The organism is Solwaraspora sp. WMMB762 (assembly GCF_049179115.1).
Taxonomy (GTDB): domain Bacteria; phylum Actinomycetota; class Actinomycetes; order Mycobacteriales; family Micromonosporaceae; genus Micromonospora_E.
Map to the genome: position 1 here is coordinate 6,306,019 of NZ_JBMHMD010000001.1, position 11,024 is coordinate 6,317,042.

Here is an 11,024-nt window from a genome sequence, read left to right on the forward strand (position 1 = left end):
CAAATGCGACGTTGTGCACGGCGGCGGACGGACCGTGAGTGCGACTCAGCTCGCCGCTAGGTCGCTGAGCCGCTGCCGAACCTGAACGATACTCGGGTTCGTCAATGCCGAACCGTCCGGGAAACGGACCGTCGGAACCGTCTGATTGCCGCCGTTGACCCCCATCACGTACGCCGCCGCCTCGGTGTCCTGCTCGATGTCGACCACCTGGTACGGAATCCGCTCCCGGTCGAACTGCGACTTGAGCCGGTGACAGTAGCCACACCAACTGGTCGAATACATGGTCAACATCAGCAGATCCTCCGCGGTCGTCGGGCCACGGCGGGCGCTCGCCCGCCGGGTCGCCGGCCCCGGGCGGCGCCGGGGCACAGTGGTTCCGGCCCGGGCGGCACCCGGGCTAGCCGGTGCAACGTCGGGCGAGGCTGCGATGATTCCTACCCGTGGCGGCCGACATCAACTCAGACCCAGGACCAGGCCGAGTGCTCGCCGGGCTGGACCCGGAGCAGCGTACGGCGGTGACCGCTCCGGCGGTGCCGGTCTGCATCCTGGCCGGCGCCGGCACCGGGAAGACCCGGGCGATCACCAGCCGGATCGCCTACCGGGTGCTCTCCGGCGAGATCGCCGCCCGGCACGTGCTGGCGGTCACCTTCACCGCGCGGGCCGCCGCCGAGATGCGGGCCCGCCTCGGCGCGCTGGACGTGGGCGGGGTGCAGGCACGCACGTTCCACGCCGCGGCGCTGCGCCAGGTCCGCTACTTCGCGCCCCGGCTGCTCGGCGGCCGGGAGATGCCGGAGCTGCTGGACAGCAAGGTCCGGCTGGTCACCCTCGCCGCCGGTCGGGTCGGGGTGCGCACCGACCGGGCCGCCGCCCGGGACCTGGCCGGTGAGATCGAGTGGGCGAAGTCGTCGATGGTGGAGCCGTCCGAGTACGCCGTCGCGGCGGCGAAGGCGCTGCGGGAGACCCCGCACGAGCCGGCCAAGGTGGCCGAGGTGTACGCCGGGTACGAGCAGATCAAGCGCGGCAACGGCGTGATCGACTTCGAGGACGTGCTGCGGGCGGCGATCTGGGGCATCGAGGAGCATCCGGACGTCGCCGAGCAGGTCCGGGCCCAGTACCGGCACTTCGTGGTGGACGAGTACCAGGACGTCAACCCGTTGCAGCAGCGGCTGCTCGACGCCTGGCTGGGGGAGCGGGACGACCTGACCGTGGTCGGCGACGCGAGTCAGACGATCTACTCGTTCACCGGGGCCACGTCGGCGTACCTGGTCGACTTCGCCCGTCGGCGCCGGGACGCGGTGGTGGTCCGACTGGTCCGCGACTACCGGTCGACGCCGCAGGTGGTGGGGCTGGCCAACACGGTGATCAAACAGGCCCGGGGCACCGAGGCCCGGCTGCGGCTGGAGCTGGTCGGCCAGCGCGAGCCCGGCCCGGAGCCGGACGTGCGGATCTTCACCGACGAGCCGGCCGAGGCGGCGGCGGTCGCGGCGCGCTGCGCCGAGCTGCTCGCGGCGGGTACGCCGGCCGCCGAGATCGCCGTGCTGTTCCGGACCAACGCCCAGTCCGAGGCGTACGAGAAGGCTCTCGCCGAGGCGGCGGTGCCCTACGTGGTGCAGGGCGCGGAGCGGTTCTTCGAACGCGCCGAGATCCGGCAGGCGATGGTCGCGCTGCGCTCGGCGGTCCGGTCAACGCCCGGGGAGACCCCGTTGGTCGAGGCGGTCACCGCTGGTCTCGCCGCGGTGGGTTGGACCCCGGACCAGCCGCCGCCCGGCGGGGCGGCGCGGGAACGCTGGGAGGCGCTCGCCGCGCTGGTCCAGTTGGCCGAGGAGTTCGGCGCCCAGCCGGTGCTGGTGCCGGTGGGGGAGGCGGCGGTCAGCGAACGTCCCGTCCCGCTCGCCGACTTCTGCGCCGAGCTGCAGCGGCGGGCGGCGGCGCAGCACGTGCCGACGGTCGCCGGGGTCACCCTCGCGTCGCTGCACTCGGCCAAGGGCCTGGAGTGGGACGCAGTCTTCCTGGTCGGGCTCGCCGACGGGACGCTGCCCACCACGTACGCCCGCACCGCCGAGCAGCTGGAGGAGGAGCGCCGGCTGCTCTACGTCGGGGTGACCCGGGCCCGGCAGTGGCTGTGGCTGTCCTACGGTGCCGCTCGGTCGCCGGGCGGGCGGGCCCGCCGGCCCTGCCGGTTCCTGCCGCAGCTGGACCGCTCGGGCGGTGGTGCCGGCGGTGCTCAGCGCGGCGGTCCGGGGGCGGGCCGCTCCGGCGAGCGCCGCCGCGGCCAGCCGGTCTCCTGCCGGGTCTGTGGGACCACGTTGCTGGCCGGCGTCGACCGCAAGCTGGGCCGGTGCGCCACCTGTCCGTCGGATCTGGACGAGGAGCTGCTGGACCGGCTGCGGGCATGGCGGTCGCGGGTCTCCGGTGAGCAGCGGGTGCCGGCGTACGTGGTGTTCACCGACGCGACCCTGTTGGCGATCGCCGAGCGGCGGCCCGGCAGCGACGCTGAGCTGCTGGCGATCGCCGGGATCGGCCCCCGCAAGCTGGGGCTCTACGGTCCGTCGGTGCACGCTCTGGTGGGCGGCGCGGCCGTAGATGATCTTGACTGGCAAAAAAGTTCGGAATCCGACCCGGAAAATGGTTTGCCCCCGGCGTCGCAAGAGGCTTAGCCTCAGGTCACACCTCGCGAGCAGTGGGCGTTCTCGCTGCTCCGCCGGGGTGGAGGGTTTTTCCGTGACGAGTCCAGGCAGGAGGTGACGACGGTGCTGAGCTACGAGACTTCCGTGCTGTCGACGCTGACCGCTGCCTGCGCTCCGACGGTCGGTGGCTATCTGGCCGCCGTCGCGCCCATCGGTCACCCGGCAGGGGCGCACCAGGACCAGATCCAGATCCAGGTCGAGCAGCACCGCACGGTCACCGGGTGGGCTGGCGTCGATCAGGGCTGGCTCCGGCTCCGGGGTGCGTCCGTAGTCGCAACGACCAATGGCACCAGCAGCTCCGAAGGCAGCGTTCGCACCACCATCCCGGCGGCCAAGAAGCCGTTCATGGATGCTGCCCGCGGTGTTCCACCTCGAGGAAGGCCGGTCTGACACCAGACCACACCGGCTCACCTCGAGGCCGCGGAACCCGCAACCGGGATCCGCGGCCTTAGTTTTTGCCGCCGCACAGGTACGAGCAAGTCGGAAGCGATCCACGAGATCGAAGCGAAAGAAAGAGGTGACCGGGCGATGAGTCTGGCGTTTGCCACTCTCGACCGCAGCGACTACCAGCCGGGGTGCCGGCCGGCCGCAACGGGCCAGCCGGACGTCGTGGCGGAGCTGCCGTGCCGGAAGTTCGACCCTGACCTGTGGTTCTCCGACTCCCCGACGGAGCTGGAGCTGGCCAAGTCGCTCTGCGTGGACTGCCCGCTGCGGGTGGAGTGCCTCGCCGGGGCGATCGAGCGGGCCGAGCCGTGGGGCGTCTGGGGCGGCGAGATCTTCGAGCGGGGTGCGGTCGTGCCGCGCAAGCGGCCCCGGGGCCGGCCACGCAAGGAGGACCTGGCCCGTGACGCCGCCCTGCGGGGCGAGGTCGAGGCACGCATGGCGGCCAACGGCGTCGCCGGCTCCCGCGGCGCCGTCCGGCTGGCGGCCTGACATGCATCGGATCACGACGAGCACCGGCCGGGCGCCGGCACAGACCACCCACACCGCAGCACCGACCATCACAGGAGAAACCGTCATGCACTTGCTCTACGAAGCGCTCTCCCGGGCGCGAATGCAACCGCCTCAGGCCGGCACCGCGCGTACTGAGGCACCCCGATCCGCCCGCACCGTCGCCATGCAGGCCCGGCACCTCTGGGCCCGCAGCCTGAGCGGGCGCTGACCGAGCCCGGTCCCCGCTGAACACAGCGGGGACCGGGCACTACCCCACCATCCGTGCGTGCGGGTCAGCCGGTCGGGGCGAAACCCGGCAGCCAGCGCCGCACCACGTCCCGGTACCGGGCCCGGGCCTCCAGTTGGCTGAGCACCCCGATCGAGCCGAGCGTCACCCGGTGGATCAACAGATAGGCCGGCGGCAGGTTGAGATGCCGGCTCAGCTGGTACGCCGGTGACTTCGGGTTGGCCAGCCGGGCCGCCTCGTCGCGCAGCCACTGCCGGGTGAACTGGAACTCCTCGGCCGCCAGCGGCGCCAGCATCGGCAGCAGGAAGTCGAGCACCGCCGGGGCGTCGATCGGGTCGTCCGGTTTGATGAAACCCTCGTCGCGCAGCCCGGCCACCACCGCGTCGGAGTCCCCGTCGAGCGCCAGCCGGACCAGCCGGCCGATCGGCTCGGGATGCCCGCCGGGCAGCCGGGCCACGGCGCCGAAGTCGACCACGCCGAGCCGGCCGTCGTCGAGCAGTCGGAAGTTGCCCGGGTGCGGGTCGGCGTGCAGCAGCCCGGCCCGAGCCGGCGCGGAGAAGTGCAGCACCGCCATCAGCAGCCCGGCCCGGTCGCGTTGGTCCGCCGTACCGGAAGAAATGATCTTCGAAAGCGGGACGCCGTCGATCCACTCGGTGACCAGCACCCGGGGCGCGGCGGCGAGTACCGCCGGCACCATGATCTGGTCGTCGTCGGTGTACGCGACGGCGAACGCCCGCTGCGACTCCGCCTCCAGCTCGTAGTCCAGCTCCTCGGCCAGCCGGTCCCGTAGCTCATTGAGCAGCGGCTTGATGTCCAGCCCGGGCTGGATCGCCCGGAACATGGTGCTCAGCCGGGACAACTGCTTGAAGTCGGCGAGCAGGGCGTCGCCGGCCCCCGGATACTGCACCTTGACCGCCACCGGCCGGCCCGCTGCGGAGCCGTCGCGCCACACCGCCCGGTGCACCTGGCCGATGCTGGCCGCGGCGGCCGGTCGGTCGTCGAACTCGACGAACCGTTCCCGCCAGTCGGCGCCGAGCTGCTCGGCCAGCACCTTGTGCACCGATCCGGCGGGCAACGGCGGAGCGGCCTCCTGCAGCTTGGTCAAGGCCTGACGGTACGGGGCGGCGAGCTCCTCCGGCAGCGCCGCCTCGAACACCGACAGCGCCTGTCCCGCCTTCATCGCACCACCCTTGAGCTGCCCGAGCACGCTGAACAGCTGCTCGGCGGTGCGTTCCTGGATCTCGGTGGAGATCACGTCGGAGGCGAGCCCGGTGACCCGCTTGCCCAGCCCCAGGACGGTGCGGCCGGCGAAGCCGATCGGCAGCGCGGCGAGTTTGGCGGTCCTGGACACGGCCCAGCGAGGGATTTCGGTCACCTGGCCATTGTTACCGACGATCGCGGACCGTGACCCCTCCCTGAGCGTGGCTCATGCCACCGGCCCCCGGAGCGTGGCCCACCCCATCGGCAGGGCTCCGCCCCGGTGTGCAGCGGCGCGGGCGACGGCGGCGGTGGCAGTGGCAACCCTGGTGGGCAGGCCAGGCCCGGCGCCGCAGCCGGGCCGGGGCGTGCACCTCGAGCGCCGCCCCGATCGTCTCCGGGCTCCCACCGTCGACGAACGCCAGGATCTCGGCCGTCCCGACACTCACCGCGGCCAGCAGGGTCGCCGAGTCGCAGATCGTCGCCGGGCCGATCGCGCACAACTGGGACGCCAGCTGCGGCCAGCCCGGATCCCGGTCCCGACGGTGCAGGTCCAGGCAGTTCAGGCACGGGGTACCGGTCGGCGGCACGAGCGGGCCGACTACCGGCGTCCGGTCCCGGATGTCGACCAGCAGGTGGGCCTGCCGGTGCCGGGCGTAGCTCGCGGCGAGCAGGTTGGCCGGCCGGTCGGCGCCGAGCAGCACCGTCAGGGTGGCCTGGCCGCGCCGTACCGGGCGGGTCTCGACTCCCGGGACGGCCCGGCTGACGGCGGTGGCGACGGCGTCGCGGGCATCGCGCGTGCCGGTCAGGTCGATGGCGACGTGGCCGATCCCCGCCTCGGCCACCGCGACGGCCAGCGGCCGGGCCAGCCGGCCCCGGCCGGTCAGCACGATCCGGGCGGCGGCACGTCGGCGCAGGATCTGCGCCGGGGTGCCGGGAAGTTCGTCGCGGCGCAGCGCCAGGGCGGTCGCCTCGGCGGTCAACCGGTGCCGGGCGTGCTCCGGCAGGTTCGCTGGCAGCAGAGTGTGCGCGCCGACGATCAGGCCCCGGGCGATCAGCATGTCCAGCAGATGCCGGGCCTGGTCGGCCGGGACGCCGAGCCGTGCGGCGTGGTCCAGTACGGCGCGGGTCGACCGGCTGCCGTCGAGGAGGTCGAGCAGCCGGGACTGTGCCGGGTCGGTGAGGTCGAGCAGTACGGCGTGCGCCGGATCCGAGCCGAGCTGCAGGGTGGCGCGGTCCCGCCAGAGGCGGGCCAGGCCGGGCAACAGAGTCGGCCTGAGCAGGGGATTGGTGGGCATGAACAACAGACTGTCACCGTAACGAAACGCTCGTTGGCTCGTTATCCACAGCCTGTGCCCCGCACATCCTCGGTTATCCACAGGTTCCGGCGGGTTTTCCACAGCCCGGTCGGGGTGGTGTCGCGGCTCGGACATGACGCAGCGTGTAGTGGTGTGCCACTCGATGTTGGTCGGGGTGTTCTGTGGTGGGCCGTCGGGCGGGGCCGGCCACGCGTCGAAGGGGCGGCTCCGGCCGCCCCTTCGACGCAGCGCCGCGAGTCAGACCTTGGCTTTGCCCAAGATCCGGTTGACTGTTGTGCCGCAGACCGGGCACTTGCCCTTGGCCATGTTCATGCCGGTCTTCGACACCTCGACGGTGCCCTCGAAATCGCGCTTCTCCTTGCACTTCACGCAGTAACCGTTGTAGGTCTGGGCCTGGTCGGCCACGGTGCCCCTCCTCGTCTCCTCGCCGGGTGGTTGCAGACCCGGCGTGCACCCGCTCGCGGCGACCGTCGGCGGCGCCGCGCGCTGGGATTTTCTCCGCGGCCACTGTTGACCGCCGGTCCGCGGACCCTACCCAGGACTGGGCGGTTCCATGTCAACAATTCACCGACACTGTGAGTAAGTCGACGTCGAGAGTGTGCATGCCGCAATAGATCGGATAAGTCAGATTCGCAGTGACACGCCGGGAGAAGATCCGCAGGCGATCATGGGCCGGGGGGTGGAGGTGAAAACTTCTTCGCGATCGCCTACGGTGATCCTGGGCGGCTCGGGCGCGACGTACGGCGGTCGAGTGGGTAACTTTTTTCGCGACAATAGGCCCCAAAAGGGGTGATTCTCCCTCGCTGCACAGCGTTGCCTCTTGCGTTCCCCTGGTCAGTACGGATTAGCGTGCCATCGTGAGCGAAACCCGGGGCTGCGCGGGCCGCTGATGGCAGGGGCGCGTAAGCCGGTCGTCGAGGTGCGGCGCAGCCAGCGCCGACGCCGGACGGTGTCCGCGTACCGGGAGGGCGAACGCGTCGTCATCCTCATCCCGGACCAGTTCTCCCGGGCCGAGGAGTCCGAGTGGGTGGACCGGATGCTCGCCCGGCTGGCGGCCCGGGAGGAACGCCTCCGCCGGTCGGACAGTGAGTTGATCGGCCGGGCCCGCCGGCTGGTTGACCGCTACCTGCCGGAACACGCCCGGGTCGTGGTCCCGGCGAGCGTCCGGTGGGTGACCAACCAGAACAGCCGCTGGGGGTCATGCACCCCGGCGGACCGAACCATCCGGATATCCCACCGGATCCAGGAGATGCCGGACTGGGTCATCGACTACGTCCTGCTGCACGAGTTGGCGCACCTGGTCGTGCCGAGCCACAACGCCCGGTTCTGGGAGCTCGTCGGCCGCTACCCCAAGGCGGAACGGGCCCGCGGCTACCTGGAAGGGGTGGCGGCGGCCAGCGGCTTCGTCCTGGCCGACTGACCGACCCTGCCGAGTGCGCCGACCCTGCCGAGTGCGCCGCCGCTAGAGTGGGTCAGATGCGCCGCGCCGTGGTCATCCTCCTGCACCCGGTCGACTGGTCCCCGCCCGGCACCGACCCCGCCACCTGGCGGGCCGCCCTGGCCGAGGACCTGGTCGACCTGCTCGCCACCCTGAGCCAGGTGGAACCGGCGATCGCCGCGAACGCAGCCGACCTGCCGTTGGCCAGGTCGATCGCCTGGCCCGACATGCCGATCCACCAGCTGCCGGAGATCTCGGTCAACGCCGCGCTGGCCGCCGCCGCATCAGCCGGCTACGACCAGGCTGCGGTGCTCGCCGCCGACGCGCCGGACCTGCCCGGCCTGCTGATCGGCAAGCTGCTGCGGCCGATCACCACCCGGCCGGTGGCGGTGGCACCGGCCGGCGGTGACGGCGGGGGACTGCTCGGCGTGGCGGCCCAACTGCCCGCGCCGGGCTGGTTGCCGACGCTGGACCTCGCCGCCGATCCGCAGGCCGTGCGGGCGGCGGCGCCGCACCCGGGGCAGGTGGCGGTCACGCCGCCCTGGCGTCGGCTGCGCGGCCCGGCGGACCTGGCGGCCCTGAACCCGGCCGTCGAAGGCTGGGAGACCACCCGCGCACTGCTGACCGCCGGCTGAACCCGGCCGGTCGGTCAACGGGGCCGGTCGGTCAACGGGGCCCACCGGTCAACGGGGCCCATCGGCCGGCGGCTCCGGCTGCGGCGGCTCCGGCGGGTCGCCGCCGAAGTCGATGTCACCGAGGTCGAAGTCGGTCTTCGCCTGGGCGAACGCCTCCGGGTCGGCGAAGTCGTCGTCCGATGGCAGCAGGTCGGGGTGGCTCCACAGCGCGTCCCGGCCGTCGATCCCACGGTGGGCGTCCAGCGCGGCCCACAGCGCGGCCGCCTCGCGCAACCGGCGGGGTCGCAGCTCCAGCCCGACCAGGGCGGCGAAGGTCTGCTCCGCCGGTCCGCCGGCCGCCCGCCGACGCCGGAACGCCTCGGCCAGCTTCACGACGTTCGGCAGCCGGTCCCCGGCGGCGCTGTCGACGACGTGACACACCCAGCCCTCGATCAGCGCCAGGACCGTCTCGATCCGGGCCAACGACGCCTGTTGGGCGGGGGTGTCCTCCGGAGTGAAGATCCCCTCCATGGCGATCTCCTGCATCGACTCCGGATTCATCGGGTCGACTCGCCCGAGGGCGTCCTCGATCGCCTCCCGGTTGACCGTGATCCCGGACGCGTAGGTCTCCACCGCTGCCAGCACGTGCCCCCGCAACCACGGCACATGCTCGAAGAGGCGCTGGTGGGCGGCTTCCCGCAGCGCCACGTACAGCCGGACCTCCTCCTCGGGCAGCTCCAGGCCGGACCCGTACGCCCGAATGTTGGCCGGCAGCAGCGCGGCGGTGCCGGCCGGGCCCAGCGGCAGCCCGATGTCGCTGGCCGACAGCACCTCGGTGGCGAGCGAGCCGAGCGCCTGGCCGAGCTGACCGCCGAACAGGGCCCCGCCGAGAGTGGTCATCATGGCGTGCATCGGGCCGAGCTGGCTGCGGGCCTCCGGCGGAACGAGGTCGCCCATCGCGCCGACCATCCGACCGGCCACCGGGTCGCAGAGCTTGCGCCACACGTCGAGCGTCCGGTAGATCCACTCGTTGCGGTTCCACGCCGCCGACGTGCGGGTCCCGGACGGGAACGTCGACGACGACTCAAGCCACAGGTCGGCGACGCGCAGCGACTCCTCGACGGTGTGCCACTCGTGCGGGTTGACCGACGGGTCACCCTCGGCGGCGAGTTGGCTGGCCGCCACCTGCCGGGCCAGGTCCCAGTTCACCGGACCGCTGCCCGGAGCGGCGAGCAGCTGCTGCAGCTGCGCCATGAACTGCTGCATCTGCCGTGGGTCGTTGGGGTCCGGAGGCTGGCCGCCGGGGAGCTGGAAGCCGAACGGAATATCAGGCACGCCCTCCACGGTACGCGGGCCACCGGCCACAACGCCGCCGGTGCGTTCCGCTCAGCGCGAAGCTCCGCGTCACCGGCGGGACCGCAGTCGGTACGCTCAGGCGCATGAGACGTCGCGGTGTCACGGTCATCCTCGGCGCGCTGCTCACCGCACTGCTCGCCTACGCCGTGCTCGCCGCACCGGTCCCGTACGTGGTGCTGGGCCCCGGCCCGACGGTCGACACACTCGGCACCGACGACGGCGCGGACGTCATCCAGATCACCGGGACCGACACCTCGACCTCGGCCGGGCAGCTGCGGCTCACCACCGTCGGCGTGCGCCCCAACGTGGGGCTGCGGGAGGCGGTCGCCGGCTGGTTCAGCGACGCCGAGGCGGTGGTGCCGTACGAGGTGATCTACCCGCCGGGGCAGACCCAGGAAGAGGTCGAGGAGCGCAACGCCGAGGACTTCGCGGCGTCGCAGACCAGCGCCGAGACCGCGGCGCTGCGCCAGCTCGGCTACCCGGTGCAGGTGCTGGTGAGGGCGGTCACCCCGGACGGGGCGTCGGTCGGGCTGCTCGACGTCGACGACGTGATCACCTCGGTCGACGGCACGCCGGTCAGCTCGGCGACCCAGCTGACCGAGCTGATCCGGGCCGAGCCGGAAGGCAGCACGCTGACCATCGGCTACACCCGCGATGGCCAGTCGGCCACCGCCGAGATCACCACCCGGGCCAGCGACGGCGGCCCACCCCGGATCGGCATCGAGATCACCGAGGAGCAGCCCAGGCCGTTCGAGCTGACCATCGACCTCGACGAGATCGGTGGGCCGAGCGCCGGGCTGATGTTCGCCCTCGGCATCATCGACAAGCTCGAACCCGAGGACCTCACCGGCGGCAAGATCATCGCGGGGACCGGGACCATCGACAACGAGGGCAACGTCGGCGCGATCGGTGGTATCCCGCAGAAGCTGGTCGGTGCCAAGGAGGCGGGCGCGGTCGCCTTCCTCGTCCCGCAGGCCAACTGCGCCGAAGCGGTCGCGAACGCCGTACCCGACCTGCCGCTGCTGCGGGTGGCCACCCTCGACGAGGCGCTCGACGCGCTGGCCCGGCTGCGGGCCGGCGAGAAGCCGACGCTCTGCGGCAGCGACTGACACCCCGGTCAGGTCCACCTCAACCGGCCCTGAGGTGGACACACCCCGTAGTCTTGGTGCCTGATCGCCCAGCGGATCACACCAACGTGCGGAGTACCTAGTCGTGGTCATGCGTAGCAGCCCA

12 protein-coding genes are annotated in these 11,024 nt (G+C 72.4%); 7 read left to right on the plus strand and 5 right to left on the minus strand.

The genetic code is table 11. The features are described from left to right. Positions 1-45 precede the first annotated feature (45 nt). Positions 46-291 (minus strand): mycoredoxin, encoded by a 246-nt coding sequence (locus ACN27J_RS28295; protein ID WP_278167195.1) that lies wholly within the window; start codon positions 289-291, stop codon positions 46-48. A gap of 161 nt (positions 292-452) precedes the next feature. Here ACN27J_RS28295 and ACN27J_RS28300 point away from each other — a divergent pair, with 161 nt between their 5' ends. The 4 genes from ACN27J_RS28300 (at position 453) to ACN27J_RS28315 (ending at position 3,849) form a co-directional block, all read left to right on the plus strand. After that, positions 453-2,657 (plus strand): ATP-dependent DNA helicase UvrD2, encoded by a 2,205-nt coding sequence (locus tag ACN27J_RS28300; RefSeq protein ID WP_421372547.1) that lies wholly within the window; start codon positions 453-455, stop codon positions 2,655-2,657. A gap of 93 nt (positions 2,658-2,750) precedes the next feature. Next, positions 2,751-3,077, plus strand: a complete 327-nt coding sequence (locus tag ACN27J_RS28305) for a hypothetical protein (protein WP_421370897.1) — start codon at positions 2,751-2,753, stop codon at positions 3,075-3,077. A gap of 138 nt (positions 3,078-3,215) precedes the next feature. Further along, a complete protein-coding gene (locus ACN27J_RS28310; protein ID WP_421370900.1) occupies positions 3,216-3,620 on the plus strand; it encodes a WhiB family transcriptional regulator in 405 nt (134 codons plus the stop codon). A gap of 85 nt (positions 3,621-3,705) precedes the next feature. Next, the gene (locus ACN27J_RS28315; RefSeq protein WP_199757942.1) at positions 3,706-3,849 is read left to right on the plus strand and encodes a hypothetical protein; all 144 of its coding nucleotides are present in this window, start codon (positions 3,706-3,708) and stop codon (positions 3,847-3,849) included. Between the two features lie 64 nt (positions 3,850-3,913). Here ACN27J_RS28315 and ACN27J_RS28320 read toward each other — a convergent pair whose 3' ends face one another. The 3 genes from ACN27J_RS28320 to ACN27J_RS28330 form a co-directional block, all read right to left on the minus strand. Continuing rightward, a complete protein-coding gene (locus ACN27J_RS28320) occupies positions 3,914-5,242 on the minus strand; it encodes an ABC1 kinase family protein (RefSeq protein ID WP_421370902.1) in 1,329 nt (442 codons plus the stop codon). Positions 5,243-5,252: 10 nt separating this feature from the next. Beyond that, complete coding sequence (locus ACN27J_RS28325) at positions 5,253-6,362, minus strand: hypothetical protein (protein ID WP_421370905.1); 1,110 nt, start codon at positions 6,360-6,362, stop codon at positions 5,253-5,255. 258 nt (positions 6,363-6,620) lie between these two features. Then, entirely contained in the window at positions 6,621-6,788 is a 168-nt protein-coding gene (locus ACN27J_RS28330; protein WP_233606684.1) for a DUF5679 domain-containing protein, read from the minus strand. A gap of 484 nt (positions 6,789-7,272) precedes the next feature. On the opposite strand from ACN27J_RS28330, the gene ACN27J_RS28335 reads away from it, so the two are divergent. After that, positions 7,273-7,803 (plus strand): M48 family metallopeptidase, encoded by a 531-nt coding sequence (locus ACN27J_RS28335; protein ID WP_421370907.1) that lies wholly within the window; start codon positions 7,273-7,275, stop codon positions 7,801-7,803. Positions 7,804-7,859: 56 nt separating this feature from the next. Further along, a complete protein-coding gene (locus ACN27J_RS28340) occupies positions 7,860-8,456 on the plus strand; it encodes a hypothetical protein (protein WP_421370909.1) in 597 nt (198 codons plus the stop codon). A 48-nt stretch (positions 8,457-8,504) separates the two neighbouring features. Here the strand turns inward: ACN27J_RS28340 and ACN27J_RS28345 are convergent, their stop codons facing one another. Then, a complete protein-coding gene (locus ACN27J_RS28345; protein WP_278167203.1) occupies positions 8,505-9,770 on the minus strand; it encodes a zinc-dependent metalloprotease in 1,266 nt (421 codons plus the stop codon). Positions 9,771-9,874: 104 nt separating this feature from the next. Between ACN27J_RS28345 and ACN27J_RS28350 the strand changes: the two genes are divergently transcribed. After that, positions 9,875-10,900: a PDZ domain-containing protein gene (locus tag ACN27J_RS28350; protein ID WP_421370911.1), complete on the plus strand. Its 1,026-nt coding sequence runs from the start codon at positions 9,875-9,877 to the stop codon at positions 10,898-10,900. Positions 10,901-11,024 lie beyond the last annotated feature (124 nt).

What these genes read in the sequence shown, in the direction of transcription:
- ACN27J_RS28310 (WP_421370900.1), top strand. Translation starts at nt 3,216, where the DNA reads ATGAGTCTGGCGTTTGCCACTCTCGACCGCAGCGACTACCAGCCGGGG.
- ACN27J_RS28335 (WP_421370907.1), top strand. Translation starts at nt 7,273, where the DNA reads ATGGCAGGGGCGCGTAAGCCGGTCGTCGAGGTGCGGCGCAGCCAGCGC.
- ACN27J_RS28340 (WP_421370909.1), top strand. Translation starts at nt 7,860, where the DNA reads ATGCGCCGCGCCGTGGTCATCCTCCTGCACCCGGTCGACTGGTCCCCG.
- ACN27J_RS28350 (WP_421370911.1), top strand. Translation starts at nt 9,875, where the DNA reads ATGAGACGTCGCGGTGTCACGGTCATCCTCGGCGCGCTGCTCACCGCA.
- ACN27J_RS28325 (WP_421370905.1), bottom strand. Translation starts at nt 6,362, where the DNA reads ATGCCCACCAATCCCCTGCTCAGGCCGACTCTGTTGCCCGGCCTGGCC.
- ACN27J_RS28315 (WP_199757942.1), top strand. Translation starts at nt 3,706, where the DNA reads ATGCACTTGCTCTACGAAGCGCTCTCCCGGGCGCGAATGCAACCGCCT.
- ACN27J_RS28295 (WP_278167195.1), bottom strand. Translation starts at nt 291, where the DNA reads ATGTTGACCATGTATTCGACCAGTTGGTGTGGCTACTGTCACCGGCTC.